Here is a 16,039-nt window from a genome sequence, read left to right on the forward strand (position 1 = left end):
TCAGAGCTCTTTTATTATGTCAAATCCCAAATCAGCCATTTCAGACTTAAATTTCTCAACATCGCCATCTTTTATATCAAGACTAACTTGTCTTGGCTCTTTGCTAAGATCAACTTCTATCTTGCCAAAGTCATCTTCAAGTGCGTTTTTTATTGTATTTGCGCAGTTTTGGCAGTGGATATTGTTTGCTTCAAATGTTTTCATATTATCTCCTTTATCATATGATCGTATTCATGTAAATTTACAATTTTCTTGACATTAAATTTAAAACCCAAACTCTCGTAAAATTTACGAACTTTTGGCTTATTTGTATCTACTATTAATGAAACCTTTTTATGCCCTAGCTCTTTTGCCTTGACAAACGAATGCCTTATGAGCTCTTTTGCAAGCCCTTGGCCTCTAAAATTTTCATCAACAGCGATACTATCTATATAAAACTCGTCATCAAAACACTCTTTTTCTACCTTGGCATCTTTACCAAGAGCCTTTAGATGTTGTGAAATTTCTCTATCAAGCTGCTCCGCGTCTCCACCAAAGTAAGCACACATAGCAGCGATAATCTCATTATCATGTTTGCAGATATAGACATTTTTATAGCTTAGTCTATTTGTCTCACTTTTGAAAAAAATTTCTAAAATTTCATCACTTTTAATAGGGTCGTCGTAGCCACTTAGCTTGTAGGCGATATCATCCATTGCTAGATTTAGTAGCTTTATGCAGCTTTTTGCATCTTGTTTTTGAGCATTTTGTATCATGTGTGTCATTATAAAACTCTAGCTTAAATTTTTACCAAATATCAAGCTGCGATTTACAAATTAATAACCCCCAATATGCAAACTAAAAATGTTTTAAAAAAGTATAAAATTTTTTTAGTTATAATCCGTAAAAAATTTATTTAAGGATATTTATGGGACGAGCATTTGAGTACCGAAGAGCGGCAAAAGAAGCTAGATGGGATAAGATGAGCAAGGTATTTCCAAAACTTGCAAAAGCTATAACAGTAGCCGCAAAAGATGGTGGTTGTGATCCAGATATGAACCCTAAACTTCGTGCAGCTATCGCAGCGGCAAAAGCTGAAAATATGCCAAAAGATAACATCGACGCAGCTATAAAAAGAGCAAATGGCAAAGATAGCGCCGATATCAAGACTATTTTTTATGACGGCAAAGCAGCTCACGGCGTGCAGATCATCGTTGAGTGTGCGACTGACAATCCAACTAGAACAGTTGCCAATGTTAAAGCGATATTCAGCAAAAATGGTGGAGAAATTTTGCCAAGTGGTAGCCTTAGCTTTATGTTTACAAGAAAGAGCGTTTTTGAGCTTGAAAAGCCAAGCGCAGACATCGAAGAGATCGAACTTGAGCTGATTGATTATGGACTAAGTGATATCGAGGCTGACGATGAGACGCTATTTGTATACGGTGATTATGCAAATTTTGGCACACTTCATGAAGGTATCGAAAAGCTAAATTTAGTGGTTAAAAAAGCTTCACTTCAATACTTACCAAATCAAACCGTGAATCTAAGCGAAGAGCAAATGCTTGAGGTTGAGAGACTTCTTGATAAGCTAGAAGACGATGATGACGTTCAAGCAGTTTATACAAATATCGAATAAAAAGGAAATACATGCGTTTTGATGAATTAAAAGTTTATGACATAAATTTAGATGAGCTTAAAAAAGATAAATTTGCAGTTTTAGAGACAGACAAAGGCGAGATCAGACTTGAACTTTTTGCCGAAGAAGCTCCACAAGCTGTTGCAAATTTTGTCCATTTGATAAAATCAGGCTTTTACAATGGCCTAAATTTTCACAGAGTTATACCAAATTTTGTCATCCAAGGCGGCTGCCCAAATGGCACAGGTACAGGCGGTCCTGGCTGGAGAATAAAATGCGAATGCGATAAGCAAAAGGTAAAACACGAGCGCGGTAGCCTAAGCATGGCTCACGCGGGGCGTGATACTGGCGGATCACAGTTTTTCATCTGTCATAGCAAGCAACCTCATCTTGATGGCGTGCATACAGTCTTTGGAAAATGCGTTGATGAAGAGAGCCTAAAGGTGCTTGACGCTATAAGACAAGGCGATAAGATCATCTCTGCTAAGATCAGAGAAAGCCTATAAAGGGGAAAATTTATGAATAATGCTAAAAAGCAAGGAAATCTTGCTGTAAGATTATTTACCAATCTTGCCTTTTGGGTTGTGATCGGTATTGTTGGTGGCGTTATCGTTGGCATGGTCGCACCTGAGCTTGGTATAGCAAGCAAACCAGGCATTGATTATTTTATAAAAGCACTTAAAATTTTAATTGGCCCTATTATCTTTTTAACGATCGTTTCAGGCATCGTTGGGCTTGAGAGTTTAAAAGATCTTGGGTCTATTGGATTAAAGGCATTTATCTATTTTGAGATAGTTAGCACACTTGCGCTTGCTGTTGGTATCATCTTTGGCGAGACACTTCGTCCAGGACATGGCATGAATCTTGACTACACTCAGCTTGATGCCTCAAGCGTAGCTAAATTTACATCTCAGGCTGCAAATATGGACGCAAATAGCGGGTTTGTAGCACATACGCTTCATCTTTTAAGAGGTGCTGTGCCAGTAGATGACATTTTCCCATACGTACATATACTTGATCCATTTATAAAATCAAACACACTTCAAGTACTTTTCATGGCTATTATCGTTGCCATCGTACTTTCACTGCTAGCTCATGATAAAAAACAAGCTTGCCTAAAGCCACTTGAATTTATTCAGCACTATGTCTTAAAACTTCTTAGTTGGCTTATGCTCTTTAGCCCGGTGGCTGCATTTTCAGCTATGGCTTATCTAATCGGTAAATTTGGTATCGGAACGCTTCTTGGCATGATGGAGCTTTTGGTTGTTATGGCACTTGCAAGCTGCTTTTTTATCTTTGTCGTGCTTGGCGTTATTTGCTATTTTGCAAAAATCAATGTCTTTAAATTTATGCGTTTTATTTCAAAAGAGGTATTGGTAGTCTTTGCGACAAGCTCGAGCGAAACAGCTCTTGCGCCACTTATGCAAAAGCTAGAATCAGCTGGTATAAATAGAGGTGCTGTTGGCCTTATCATTCCAACTGGCTACTCATTTAACCTCGACTGCACCAACATCTATCTAAGCCTAAGCGTTATTTTCCTAGCTCAAGCATTTAATATCCCGCTAAGTTTTGAGCATCTAATAAGCATTTTAATCGTGCTAATGATCACAAGTAAAGGCGCAGTTGGCGTTACAGGATCGGGCTTTGTCGTCCTTGCTGGCACATTAAGCGCACTTCCGAGCACTGGCATACCAGTTGTCACCGTAGCTGTGCTACTTGGCGTTGATAAATTTATGTCAGAGATGCGTGCTGTTGGTAATCTCTGCGGTAACGCTGTTGGTTGCATGATCGTATCTATCTGGGATAAAAAAGTCGATATGGATAAATTTAGATACGCACTAGATCATCCTGAGGAATTTCACTTTCACTCATAATATACATTTATAACTATAAGGGTAACTTTGCCCTTATTTTTTCTTTTTACCCTAAATTTATGCGATCTATCTCCTCCTCAAACCTATAAAAATTTTTAGAAAACAACACAATAAACAATATTTGATAACTGGTTCAAGCACAAAAAGAAAAACTATAGGCTAATTGTAATAGGAAAATTTTATTAGTAACTCATATTATTTGTATCTAATATTTTGTTACTTACTAGAATAAATTTACAAATGTAACACTTGAGATTGGAATTTAGAAGAGAGATACTTTAAATTTAGTCATATCAAAAATATCAACCAAAAAGACTAGCCTTGCAAGAAGCTTTGCAAGGCTATACAAATTAAGCTTTTGGACCAGCTTTAGCGTACTCAACGCCCTCTTTTACATCTTCGTAACGTCTAAAATTTTCAACAAACATTTTAGCGAGCTTATCGCGCGAAGCGTTATACTGAGCTGAATCTGCCCATGTGTTTATAGGATTTAGCAGTTTTGTCTCGACACCATCAAGCTCTTTTGGTATAGCAAAGTTAAATTTATCAAAATTTTCAAATTCACATTTTGTGATGCTGCCATCAAGGATCGCATTTATGCAAGCACGAGTTGCTTTTATGCTCATACGCTTGCCAACGCCGTAAGCACCACCGCTCCAGCCTGTATTTACAAGATAGACATTAACGCCGTGTTTATCGATCTTCTCGCCTAGTAGTTTTGCATAAACAGTTGGGTGAAGTGGCATAAATGGCTCGCCAAAGCAAGCACTAAAAGTAGCGACTGGCTCAGTTATACCGCGCTCTGTGCCAGCAACTTTTGCTGTATAGCCACTTAGGAAATAATACATCGCCTGCTCTTTTGTAAGCTTTGCAACTGGGGGAAGCACGCCAAAAGCATCAGCACTTAAAAAGATGATATTTTTTGGATGGCCGGCACTTGAGCTTGGTTCATAGTTGTCGATGTGATAGATCGGATAGCTCACGCGTGTATTTTCAGTCTTTGAGCCATCTTTGTAATCAACCACGCCATTTTCGTCAGCTACAACGTTTTCAAGTAACGCATCACGTCTGATCGCTGCATAAATTTCTGGCTCGCTGCCTGGATCAAGGTTAATACATTTTGCGTAGCAGCCACCCTCAAAGTTAAAGACGCCATCATCATCCCAGCCGTGCTCATCATCGCCTATTAGCTTGCGTTTTGGATCAGTTGAAAGTGTGGTTTTGCCAGTACCTGATAGGCCAAAAAATAGCGCTGTATCGCCCTTTTCGCCTACGTTTGCGGAGCAGTGCATACTTAGTTTGCCCTCAAGTGGCAACCAGTAGTTCATCATAGAAAAAATGCCTTTTTTCATCTCACCGCCATACCATGTGCCACCGATCACAGCGACATTTTCCTCGACATTAAAGATAACAAAGACATCTGAATGTAGCCCATCAGCCTTGTAGTCCTCATTTTTTGTCTTACAAGCGTTATATACTACAAAATCAGGCTCAAATTTAGCTAGCTCTTCCTTGCTTGGACGGATGAACATATTTTTTACAAAATGTGCTTGCCACGCTACTTCAGTGACAAAACGGACTGATTTTTGGCTCTTTTTGCTAGCTCCACAAAATGCGTCTTGGATAAAAATTTCCTTGCCGCTTAGCTGCTCTTTTGCTTTTTTAAGAAGCTTGTCAAAAAGCTCTTTTGTGATAGGCTGATTTATCTTGCCCCAAGCGATATATTTTTGGCTTGGATCTTGTTTTACAAAGTACTTATCTTTTGGGCTTCTTCCAGTAAAAATTCCCGTATCAACCATAAATGTGCCGTTGCTTGAAACCCTGCCCTCGTTGTTTGCCTTTTCAAGCTCAAAAAGCTCGTCGTAGCTTAGATTGTGATTTATCTTTTTGATCTCTTTTAGACCTAGTTCATCTAGTTTATTTATCATGTTGTTTCCTTTTAAAATTTTCATTTCTTTATAAATTCTGACCTAAAAGTCATCAAAATGTTAATCAAATTTCGCTTAACACTATCTTTTTAAAAGTGGCAAATTTATTTAAATTTAGCCACCACTTGATTGTTCGCAACGCTTTGACCTTTGCTAACTTCAATAGAGCCTATGACGCCATCTTTTGGGGCTTTGACCTCTATCTCCATCTTCATTGCTTCAAGCACGACTACAGCTTGCCCTTTTTTGACATGGTCTCCTGCGCTTACTAAAATTTTATGCACAGCGCCCGGCAAGCTTGCAACGATATCATTTTCAGTTGCACCTGCTGCTGCACTTTTGGCATTTTTTACGCTCTTGCCTTCAACTTCAGTGATTGATTTTACTTGAATGCTATCGTTAAAGCCCTCGCTTACTTCGACATTGTAGCGGCTACCATTTACAACGACACTATATCTGCCACTTTGAGTTTGTCTGCCCTCGTTTGTCTTAGCGTTTGGATCTATTTTTCTTACATTTACTTTAGCTTCGCCTTTTAAGAACGCAATACCCTTTTCTTTACAAGCTGCTGCTATAAATATATTTTCTTCGGTAGTTTTTATATTGTTTTGCTTTAGAATTTCTTTTACGTGAGCAAGCGACTTACTCTCATCTTTATCAGCTATATCAACTGCGTGTTTTGTAGTTGGTTTTAAGCCTAGTTGCTCGCTTGCAAGCTTGATGATCTCTTTATCAGGCGTAACTGGGGTTTTACCAAAATAGCCAAGCACCATTTTGCCGTATCCCTCGGCAATCTTCTTCCACTTGCCAAACATCACATTGTTAAATGCTTGTTGGAAGTAAAACTGGCTAACAGGGGTCACTGAAGTGCCGTATCCACCCTTTTGCACGACCTCTCGCATCGCAAGGATGACCTCTGGAAATTTATCTAAGATGTTGTTATCTCTCATCATCTGGGTATTTGCTGTAAGCGCGCCACCAGGCATCGGTGAAAATGGTATGAGTGGGCTTACTTGCACAGCTTCAGGCGGCAAGAAATACTCTTTTAAGCAATCATTCAAAACGCTTTCATATTTTAAAATTTTCTCCACGTCAAGTCCGCCAAGATCGTAGTTTTTGCCTTTTACTGCGTGAAGCATAGTTAAGATATCTGGCTGGCTTGTACCGCCACTTACTGGACTTGCGGCTAGATCTATGCCATCAACGCCGGCTTCAAGCGCTGCAAGATAGCAAGCCACACTTACGCCTGCGGTTTCATGAGTGTGAAGTCTGATATGAGTTTTTTCTGGTAGTAGCTTTCTAGCCATTTTTATGGTTTCATAGACCTTTTGTGGGCTACTTGTGCCACTTGCGTCTTTAAAGCAAACGCTGTGATATGGGATATTTGCATCTAAAATTTCTCTTAAAATTTTCTCATAAAATTTAACATCATGTGCTCCCACACAGCCACTAGGCAGATCCATCATCGTAACTACGACTTCGTGTTTTAGTCCATGATGAGCGATCCTCTCGCCTGAATATTTTAAATTTTCAACGTCATTTAGTGCGTCAAAATTTCTAATGGTGGTGGTTCCGTGTTTTTTGAAAAGCTTTGCGTGAAGGTCGATTAGCTCGCGGCTACCAGTATCAAGTGTGACGGTATTTACGCCCCTGCTTAGGGTTTGAAGATTTGCTTTTGGTCCTACGATGCTTCTAAATTTATCCATCATCGCAAAAGCATCTTCATTTAGGTAAAAATAAAGGCTTTGAAATCTCGCTCCGCCACCAAATTCAAAATGCTCTATGCCAGCCTCTTTGGCTGCTTCAAGCGCGGGCAAAAAATCGTTCATAAGCACTCTAGCGCCATAAACTGACTGAAAGCCATCTCTAAAGGTCGTATCCATAACATCGATAAATTTCTTCGCCATCACCCACCTCATTAATTTTATAAATTTATTTAAAGAATTCATAGAAAATGGCCAAATTGATTAGAAACTCAAATTAGCCATTTTGCTTGTTTTTTGGTATTTTACAACCAAAAACTTTTATATCATTTAAAAAGTGAGAGTAAGAAGTTTAATAATCCGCCGTGGCTCGCATCAAGCATTGGCTTTAATTCCATTAGAAAGACGCAGAAAAATACAAGTACAGCAAGCTGAATAAAAATATAAGGCACAACGCCTTTATAAATAGCAGTCGTTTTTATCTCAGCTGGTGCGACTGATCTTAGGAAAAATAAGCTAAATCCAAATGGCGGCGTCAAAAATGAAGTTTGTAAATTCATAGCAACTAAGATTGCTAGATAAATTGGATTTATACCAAGCTTTGCGGCTATTGGCACCAAGATAGGAAGCACAATATATGAAATTTCAACAAAGTCGATAAAAAAGCCAAGCACAAAGATGACAACCATACTAAAAATGATAAAGCCCCACTTCTCGCCTGGCAAATTTGTCATAAATTTTTCAACAATCTCATCGCCACCAGTGTAACTAAATACCATAGAAAAGGCTGTCGCACCAACAAGTATAGCAAAGACAAGTGCTGTGGTTTTTACGCTTTCTGCCAATGCCTCTTTTATCATAGAAAATGAAAATGTCCTATAAAAAATAGCTAAAATAATGGCTCCAACGCAGCCAAAAGCTGAACTTTCAGTTGGTGTAGCGATACCTGCAAATATAGAACCCAATACACAAATAACAAGTAAAAGCGGTGGAAAGATAGCAATTAGTGCTCTCATGATCTGCTTAAATTTACTAACACCGCTCTCATCTTTTACTACCGGTGCTGTATCTGGTTTCAAATAAGCAACAATCAAAATATAAATGATATAAACTGCTACTAGCGTGAGTCCTGGTATGATGGCTTGATGAAAAAGCTCACCAACTGGCACTGAAAATATATCACCCAAAATAATCAGCACGATAGAAGGTGGAATGATCTGTCCAAGCGTACCAGCGGCACATATAGTGCCACAACCTAGCGCCTGATCGTATTTATACTTTAGCATAACAGGTAGGCTTATTACGCCCATAGCCACGACACTTGCACCAACAACACCAGTTGAAGCTGCAAGAAGTGCTCCAACCAAGATAGTGCTAATAGCAATACCTCCGCGAATTTCTCCAAAAAGCATACCCATACTCTCAAGTAATCTCTCAGCTAGTTTTGACTTTTGGAGAACAACGCCCATAAAGACAAAAAGTGGAACTGCTATAAAAATTCTACTCTCCATGATAGAGAAAATTCTATAAGGCATGAAGTTAAACATATCTTTGAAAACTTCGATGCTTCCAAGTAGCCCATCTCCGTCTCCAATGCTCTCAACAATACTACCAATCATGCCAAATATCATAGAAACCGCACCAAAGGTAAAGGCTACTGGAAAGCCAATGCCTAGCATCAAAAGCGCAGCTATAAACATTATCAAACCAGCCATTATTCCCCCTTGTTAGCTTTTTTGTAAAGATTAAAATTTCTTATAAAAAAGCCAATCGCAAAAAATACAAGTAGATAAAAAGAAAAAGGAATAAGTGCTTTTATGATCCATCTGTGAGTAAGGCCGCCTGGATCCGCACTAGCTTCAGCTGAAGTATAAGCATCACTCACAAATTCAAACGATAAATTTGAAACTAAAAGTGCAAATGGAATTACAAAAATAACAGTTCCTATCATATTTACAAGAGCTTTATTTTTTGGTGAAAATTTAGCATAAAAGATATCAACTCTAACATGTGCATCTTCTTTTAATGCATAGCTCATGCCAAGCAAAAATATTACAGCAAAAAAATGCCACTCAAGCTCCTGAAATGCGACATTTCCATAAGAGAAAAAATATCTTGCCACAACGTTAAAAAAGACGTCTATTATCATCAAAGCCATAATAAGCATGCAAATATAGCCGACTATATCGCCTACCTTATCAAAAAATTTCTCAACTTTTTGCATAAATAACCCTTAAAAAAACAATTTATTTATCATGATGATAAAGACGCAAACTGGCGCCACATATCTTAATAAAAAATACCACGCACTAAATACAAAGTCGCTCATATATGGACTAAATAGCACATAAAGTGCTTCTCTTTTCATAAAATATCCAACGAATATCGCTCCACCAATACCACTAATTGGAAGCAGAACATTTGAAGCGGTAAAGTCAAGAAAATCAAAGAAATTTTTACCAAAGAGCATAAATTTGTCGCCAACATTTTCTATATTTGATAAAAGACATAAAAATCCTAAAACAAAAACACCGGCTCCAACTATGCTAAGAGCTTTTATCCTGCTAATGCCATACTCTCTGATCAAGAAAAATACGAACGGTTCCACGATAGAGATAGCTGAAGTAATACCAGCAAATATAAGTGCAGCAAAAAATGCCACAGCTAAAATTTGACCTATCACACCAAGCTTTGCAAAGAGCGTTGGAAGCGAGATAAAGACAAGTCCTGGTCCTTGAGACGGCTCGGCACCAAATTCAAATATAAATGTAAAGATAACAAGACCCATCATGATGGCTAGGACGATATTTATAAAGACGATACTTAGCGTAGAAGTGGCTAAATTTGTATCATCACTTAGGCTAGCTGAATATGTAATGATCGCTGCCATACCAAGAGATAGTGTCCAAAAAGCAAGCCCAAGAGCAAGCAAGAGCGAGTTAAATGAAATTTTGCTAAAGTCAGGAACAAGTAAAAACTCAGCAGACTTTGTAAAGCCATTCATCGTCATAGAAAAGATAAGCATGATTAAAACCATGATAAATAGGCTTGGCATCATCCAAACATTTAGCTTTTCAATGCCACTTTTCACTCCTTTTGAAAGGATAAAAAAGCAAGCTACAAATGCTATAACAAAATAAAGTGTCTGCTCGCCAAGACCATGTGTAAGAAGCTCGTTAAATATTACTTTTGAACTTTCTATATCGTTTGGAAGACCGGTAAAAGATAGTGTGAAATACTTAAAGACCCAGCCGATGATAACAATATAGTAAGATGAGATTATAGCTGCGGTTACCATAGCTAAAATTCCAACCAGCTGCCATAAATTTTTATTTTTATTCGCCAACTTTCTAAAGGCATTTACACTATCGCTCTCACTAAGTTTGCCGATACTTAGCTCTGCCATAAAGATAGGTATGCCAACTAAAAACGTTATCAAAAGATATAAAATAACAAATGCTGATCCGCCATTTTCACCGACCATATATGGAAATTTCCACGCATTTCCAAGTCCAACAGCTGACCCTGCAACTGCTAAAACATAACCTATTTTAGAAAACTGTTCTTTTGCCATTATGCAATCTCCCTTACTAACACCACAAAAACTAGAACTGGTGCCACAAACCTTATTAAAAAATACCAAATTTTAAAAACAATCTCACCCATATAAGGCAAAAATAGCTCTTTTAAAAGCTCAAATTTCATAAAGTACCCAACAAAAATGGCAAATATAATGCCACCAAGTGGGAGCATAATGTTTGAGCTAAGATAATCAAGCAAATCAAAAAAGCTCTTACCAAAAAATGTAAGTGCTTCTTTAAAATTGCCAATACCGCTTAATGCACATAAAATCCCTAAAACATAAACTACGGCACCGACAATGATAATTGATCTATTTCTACTAAATCCCAAACTTTTATTTAAGAAAAATATAAATGGCTCGACTAGCGAAATAACCGATGTTATACCAGCAAAAAATAAAGATGTAAAAAATGCAAAAGCCAAGAAATTTCCAAGCAAACCAAGCTTTGCAAAAAGCGTTGGAAGCGAGATAAATGCTAACCCTGCACCCCTTGATGGCTCTGAGCCAAATTCATAGGTGAATGTAAAAACTATAAGCCCTATAATTACGCTAATAATTATATTTGCAAAGACTACATAAAGTGATGAAGTAAATAAATTTGTATCATTGCCTAGGCTTGATGAGTAAGTTAAAATGCAGCCAATACCAATACACATCGTAAAAAAAGCTAACCCAAGAGCATTTAAGATAGCGCCTTGATCTATCTTTGAAAAATCAGGCACTAGTAAAAATTTAGCCGCCTCATCAAATCCATTCATACCAAAAGAGTAGCCAAGCATAAGCAAAAGCAAAATAAAAAGTGCTGGAATAAGATATACATTTATACGCTCTATTCCACTTTTTATACCTTTTGTAAGTATAAAAAAGTAGGCAAAAAAAGCGATGCTAAAATATAAAATTTGCTCCTCTATGCCCTTTGAAGTAAAATTTACAAAAAGCGCTTCTGAGCTTGCCATATTTTTTGGAAGCTCACCAAGACTTAAGATAACGTATTTTAAAACCCAGCCGATAATGAGCGTATAAAAAGATGCGATGAATAGCCCTGTCACCATCACAACACCAGCAAATTTCCAAGAATTTGCCCCCTTTGTAGCTAGACTTTTAAATGCTCCAACCGTATCAAGACGAGAAATTTTACCCATCGCCATCTCGGCAAAAAATATGCTAAGCCCAACGACAAAAGCAAAAAATAGATATATAAGTATAAACGCTGAACCACCATTACTACCGACCATATATGGAAATTTCCACGCATTACCAAGGCCAATAGCTGCTCCAATGATAGATAGAACAAAACCAACTTTACTAAATCTATCCATCATTTACCTGCTATTTGATAGATCATGATGGCACAAATTGCAACTGGAACGATGTATCTTAGAGTAAAGTACCAAATTTCAAAAAATACTTTTCCCATAAATTCGCCAAAGAGTAGATATAGGCTCTCTTTTTTAAGTTTATAGCCAACAAAAAAACTAAAAATTATGGCACCTATTGGCATCATTATATTTGAAGTAAGAAAATCAAGTGCATCAAAGACTGGCTTACCAAAAATACTAAAGATATTAGCCGTCTGCGCATAATATGAAAAAATACAAAAAAGGCCTAAAATATAGACAAAAATTCCAATATAAACAAGAGCCATTTTGCGTGAAATTTCAAATTTTCTAACCAAATAATAAGCAAATGGTTCGATCATCGAAACAGCACTTGTAACACCAGCAAATAAAAGTGAAACAAAAAATGCGATGGCCATGACATTGCCAACTATCCCAAGCTTTGCGAAGAGCGTAACAAGTGAGATAAAGATAAGACCCGGGCCACTTGCCGTACTATCAGCTCCATAAGCAAATATAAATGTAAAGACCACAAGCCCCATCATAATGCCTATTAATATGTTTATAAAGATGATAGAAAGCGTTGATTTTATAAGATTTGTCTGCTCTGGTAAATTTGCAGCGTATGTCGGTATGACGCCAACACCCATAGATAGCGAGAAGAACGCGAGTCCAAGAGCTTGCAAAACAACATCTGGCGTGATCGCGCTAAAATTTGGTACAAATAAAAATTTAGCCGCCTTAACAAAACCATCACCCATACTAATTGCATAAAAAAGTATACAAACAAGCAGTATAAAAAGGCCCGGCATAATCCAAATATTTAGCTTCTCAATGCCACTTTTCACACCTTTTGAAACAGCAAAAAATACCATCAAAAAGACCAAGCTAAAGCAAACAATAGCGCTACTTAGATCATTCGATAAAAGCGTATTAAACTGCTGGGCCGCCTCTTCTTGATTGCTCAAAAGTGGCGAAAAACTAAGATAAATATACTTTAATATCCAGCCAATGACAACCATATAAAATGAAGCAATAAGTATCGCTCCTATCATAAAAAAGCCTGAGAAAGACCATATTTTTTTGTGTTTTGGAGCAAGTTTATAAATGGAGCTTACAACGTCACTCTCACCAAGCTTACCAATACTAAGCTCTGCTAAAAACGCTACAAAAGCGATAGCAAACGTGAGAAGTAAATATAAAACTATAAACGCTGAACCGCCATTGTTTCCTACCATTGTTGGAAATTTCCATGCATTACCAAGTCCAACAGCCGATCCTGCCATAGCAAGAACGAAGCCTATTTTTGAAAATTTTTCATTTATCATTGATTACCTGAGATTAAGAATAAATTAATTTTTTCAAAGATAACATAAAAAAACTTTTATTTTTCTAAGCCAAGAATTTTTTATGGGCAATTTAAATTTTTAGTGTTTTTATTTGAAACAAAGTTTTGTTTTTGTAATATTACGGCTCATAAAGTTTAAGTAGGGGACAGATCCGAAAGAGCTTTAAAATTTTAAAGGAGCAACGATGAAAAAGATCGTGTTTTTAATTCTTGGTCTTGCTGCATTTGCATTTGGCGCTGATGGCGAGATGATTAGATCATATTCAGTTATCGCTGGTGGTATTGGTCTTGGCCTTGCAGCCCTTGGTGGCGCTATTGGTATGGGTAATACAGCTGCTGCAACAATTAGCGGAACAGCTAGAAACCCAGGTGTTGGTAGCAAACTTATGACTACAATGTTTATCGCTCTTGCGATGATCGAAGCACAAGTTATCTACGCACTTGTTATTACACTTATCGTTCTTTACGCAAACCCAATGCTTGGCTAAGCGTAAAGCTTAAATTTAGCCCCTCTTTGGGGCTTTACTCTTTTTGCGATCATGGTGGAATTGGTAGACACGCTATCTTGAGGGGGTAGTGCCGCTAGGTGTGCGAGTTCGAGTCTCGCTGATCGCACCATCTAATCTTACACGTCAAAATCCAAAATCTTACAAAATTAAAAAAAGGGGAATTTATGCTAGATAAAAAGCGTGCTTTAAAACAGCTACAAAATGAAGCAGATGATACCGCCATCTATACGTTACTAGAAGCTAGTGAAAAAAATGAAGAAAATAAAAAAATACTTCGTAAATTAATCACTGAGGAAAAACGACATTATGCTTTTTGTCAAAAGATAACAGGCGAGAGCAGAACTGCAAATTTATTCAAAGTCATATTCTATACGATACTTGTTAAAATTTTTGGTACATCTTTTACTTTAAAATTTATGGAGTCACGCGAAGAAGATGCAGAACAATTTTATCTTGGTATTGTTGATGAATATCCTGAAGCTAGAGATATTTATGAAGAAGAAGTAAATCATGAAAACAATTTAATCTCTATGTTAAAAGATATGAAACTAGTCAATGCCGGTGGCATTGTTCTTGGTATGAATGACGCATTAGTTGAGCTAACTGGCACACTAAGTGGTATCGCACTTGCTTTTTCAAATACAAAATCAGTTGGCGCAACAGGCCTTATCATGGGCATTGCAGCTGCTCTTTCCATGGCTGGCTCAGCATATCTTGAGTCAAAAGAAAATCCAAGTGACGAGATCAAACCGCTTACTTATTCGCTCTACACAGGTGGTTCGTACATCATAACAACGGCGTTTTTGATACTTCCATTTTTCATCTTTTCAAGCGGTCTTTACGCTGTCTTGTCAATGTTTTTCTTTGCCTTTGTTGCCATTATCACTTACAACTTTTACATAAGCGTAGCAAAAGAGCTTAAATTTTTGCCAAGAGTGATTGAGATGTGCGTGATAACTTTTGGTGTTGCGATCATTTCATTTGGCATTGGCTTTTTAGTCAAGCACTATTTTGGCTTAGATATTTAATCCAAAATTTCATACCAGGTGTAGCTATCGTCTCCAAAATTTCCACTAAATAGTGGTTTTAAATTTAGATCAAGGCTCAGGTTTTTACCATCCTTAAAATTTGAGCTTTGATAGATAAGCAGCCATTTCACGTTTGCTAACTTGCCATCTTTTGCAAGTTTTAAAAACTCACCAGCACCTTCAAACATACTAAGTCCTGTTAAGCTAAGCTTTTTTTGAATACTAACTTTGCGCCCTGGCACGCTAAAAAGCGGTATAGTTTTATCAAATTTATCACTTCTTGAGTAGATTAAGACATCTGGATTTTTGCCACCACTTACTAGCCTGCTATCAAGCTTTGGGCGATCAACTCGCACTGTGTTGCCGCCGATCACTAGCGTATCTATGATGCTTCTTAGTTTATGGACGTGCGTGCGGCTAAGCTCATTTGTGATGATGCCACCACTTGCTACGCCATTTTTACTAATTGCGATTTTTAAAAAGCTAAAGCCACCATTTTGATAGGCCAAAAATGGTTCAAGCAGCTTATCGCAGCGCTCTTTTAAAACGGCAAATTTAACTTTTATACCAGCGCTTTTAAGCAAATTACTACCGCCACTTGCGATTTTATTTTCATCGTGGCTTCCTATTATCACCTCGCTAAAGCCAAGTTCTTTTAGTAAATTTGCACAAGGTGGCGTTTTACCATGATGAGAGCAAGGCTCAAGAGTGACGTAAGCCTTTACATTTTTTAGTAAATTTGAGTGATTTTTTAGTATAAATTCATAGGTAAATTTTGGCTCTAAAGGCTGATCTTCAAGATCAATAGGCTTTAAATTTAAGAAAAATTTTTCATTATATGCTTTTAGAAATTTATCTTGGAAATTTTTACTTTTCCTGCAAAGCGCAAATAGTATCGCCGTTGGCTCTGCATGTAAATACCCAGCCTTTTCATGAGCCTTGCAAGATAAAATTTTGCCATTTTCATCAAGGATAAGGCATCCAACAGCTGGATTTGGGTAGGTCAGGATCTGAAATTTCCAAGCCTCGTTTAAAGCAAGATCCATGTAAAATTCGTCGTTCATCCATGCCTCTTAAAAAACATACTGGCAAACTCAAGTATGTTTTTCATAAA

Annotated in this window: 15 protein-coding genes and 1 tRNA gene; 6 read left to right on the forward strand and 10 right to left on the reverse strand. The window is 37.4% G+C overall.

Features of this window, described 5'->3' with window-relative positions; translation table 11 throughout:
- Together CVS97_RS03850 and CVS97_RS03855 are read right to left on the reverse strand one after the other, a co-directional pair.
- Complete coding sequence (locus CVS97_RS03850; protein ID WP_084040980.1) at positions 1 to 204, reverse strand: heavy-metal-associated domain-containing protein; 204 nt, start codon at positions 202 to 204, stop codon at positions 1 to 3.
- Positions 201 to 755 carry a GNAT family N-acetyltransferase gene (locus tag CVS97_RS03855; RefSeq protein ID WP_107785126.1) on the reverse strand — a complete coding sequence of 185 codons (555 nt, stop codon included), beginning with the start codon at positions 753 to 755 and terminating at the stop codon, positions 201 to 203. Before CVS97_RS03855 ends, CVS97_RS03850 begins: the two co-directional genes overlap by 4 nt.
- A 152-nt stretch (positions 756 to 907) precedes the next feature.
- Here CVS97_RS03855 and CVS97_RS03860 point away from each other — a divergent pair, with 152 nt between their 5' ends.
- From CVS97_RS03860 to CVS97_RS03870, 3 genes are read left to right on the forward strand one after another with little or no spacing between them, the layout of a single operon-like run.
- On the forward strand, positions 908 to 1,615 hold the full coding sequence (locus tag CVS97_RS03860; RefSeq protein ID WP_021090734.1) for a YebC/PmpR family DNA-binding transcriptional regulator: 708 nt from the start codon (positions 908 to 910) through the stop codon (positions 1,613 to 1,615).
- Positions 1,616 to 1,626: 11 nt separating this feature from the next.
- A complete protein-coding gene (locus CVS97_RS03865) occupies positions 1,627 to 2,121 on the forward strand; it encodes a peptidylprolyl isomerase (protein ID WP_107785127.1) in 495 nt (164 codons plus the stop codon).
- A gap of 12 nt (positions 2,122 to 2,133) precedes the next feature.
- A complete protein-coding gene (locus CVS97_RS03870; protein ID WP_072594710.1) occupies positions 2,134 to 3,489 on the forward strand; it encodes a cation:dicarboxylate symporter family transporter in 1,356 nt (451 codons plus the stop codon).
- A 350-nt stretch (positions 3,490 to 3,839) separates the two neighbouring features.
- On the opposite strand, the gene pckA is transcribed toward CVS97_RS03870, so the two are convergent.
- The 7 genes from pckA to CVS97_RS03905 all read right to left on the reverse strand — a co-directional run bounded on the left by pckA (position 3,840) and on the right by CVS97_RS03905 (position 13,368).
- The gene (pckA, locus tag CVS97_RS03875) at positions 3,840 to 5,414 is read right to left on the reverse strand and encodes a phosphoenolpyruvate carboxykinase (ATP) (protein WP_199905969.1); all 1,575 of its coding nucleotides are present in this window, start codon (positions 5,412 to 5,414) and stop codon (positions 3,840 to 3,842) included.
- 107 nt (positions 5,415 to 5,521) lie between these two features.
- A complete protein-coding gene (locus CVS97_RS03880) occupies positions 5,522 to 7,324 on the reverse strand; it encodes a biotin/lipoyl-containing protein (RefSeq protein ID WP_107776015.1) in 1,803 nt (600 codons plus the stop codon).
- A gap of 122 nt (positions 7,325 to 7,446) precedes the next feature.
- Positions 7,447 to 8,835: a TRAP transporter large permease gene (locus tag CVS97_RS03885; protein ID WP_054196248.1), complete on the reverse strand. Its 1,389-nt coding sequence runs from the start codon at positions 8,833 to 8,835 to the stop codon at positions 7,447 to 7,449.
- Entirely contained in the window at positions 8,835 to 9,344 is a 510-nt protein-coding gene (locus CVS97_RS03890; RefSeq protein ID WP_107785129.1) for a TRAP transporter small permease subunit, read from the reverse strand. The genes CVS97_RS03885 and CVS97_RS03890 overlap by 1 nt, the downstream gene beginning before the upstream one ends.
- A 9-nt stretch (positions 9,345 to 9,353) precedes the next feature.
- Positions 9,354 to 10,694, reverse strand: a complete 1,341-nt coding sequence (locus CVS97_RS03895) for a sodium-dependent transporter (RefSeq protein WP_021090462.1) — start codon at positions 10,692 to 10,694, stop codon at positions 9,354 to 9,356.
- Positions 10,694 to 12,025 (reverse strand): sodium-dependent transporter, encoded by a 1,332-nt coding sequence (locus CVS97_RS03900; protein WP_107785130.1) that lies wholly within the window; start codon positions 12,023 to 12,025, stop codon positions 10,694 to 10,696. The genes CVS97_RS03895 and CVS97_RS03900 overlap by 1 nt, the downstream gene beginning before the upstream one ends.
- Positions 12,022 to 13,368: a sodium-dependent transporter gene (locus CVS97_RS03905; protein ID WP_107785131.1), complete on the reverse strand. Its 1,347-nt coding sequence runs from the start codon at positions 13,366 to 13,368 to the stop codon at positions 12,022 to 12,024. Before CVS97_RS03905 ends, CVS97_RS03900 begins: the two co-directional genes overlap by 4 nt.
- 205 nt (positions 13,369 to 13,573) lie before the next feature.
- On the opposite strand from CVS97_RS03905, the gene CVS97_RS03910 reads away from it, so the two are divergent.
- The 3 genes from CVS97_RS03910 to CVS97_RS03920 all read left to right on the forward strand — a co-directional run bounded on the left by CVS97_RS03910 (position 13,574) and on the right by CVS97_RS03920 (position 14,925).
- Positions 13,574 to 13,876: a F0F1 ATP synthase subunit C gene (locus CVS97_RS03910; protein WP_004317263.1), complete on the forward strand. Its 303-nt coding sequence runs from the start codon at positions 13,574 to 13,576 to the stop codon at positions 13,874 to 13,876.
- Positions 13,877 to 13,921: 45 nt separating this feature from the next.
- Positions 13,922 to 14,006, forward strand: a tRNA-Leu gene (locus CVS97_RS03915).
- A gap of 55 nt (positions 14,007 to 14,061) precedes the next feature.
- The gene (locus CVS97_RS03920) at positions 14,062 to 14,925 is read left to right on the forward strand and encodes a VIT1/CCC1 transporter family protein (protein WP_087585532.1); all 864 of its coding nucleotides are present in this window, start codon (positions 14,062 to 14,064) and stop codon (positions 14,923 to 14,925) included.
- Here CVS97_RS03920 and ribD read toward each other — a convergent pair.
- The gene (ribD, locus tag CVS97_RS03925; RefSeq protein ID WP_107785132.1) at positions 14,922 to 15,989 is read right to left on the reverse strand and encodes a bifunctional diaminohydroxyphosphoribosylaminopyrimidine deaminase/5-amino-6-(5-phosphoribosylamino)uracil reductase RibD; all 1,068 of its coding nucleotides are present in this window, start codon (positions 15,987 to 15,989) and stop codon (positions 14,922 to 14,924) included. The two genes, CVS97_RS03920 and ribD, sit on opposite strands and share 4 nt — an antisense overlap.
- Between the last annotated feature and the right edge of the window lie 50 nt (positions 15,990 to 16,039).

The organism is Campylobacter concisus, from assembly GCF_003049735.1.
Lineage (GTDB): Bacteria > Campylobacterota > Campylobacteria > Campylobacterales > Campylobacteraceae > Campylobacter_A > Campylobacter_A concisus_AN.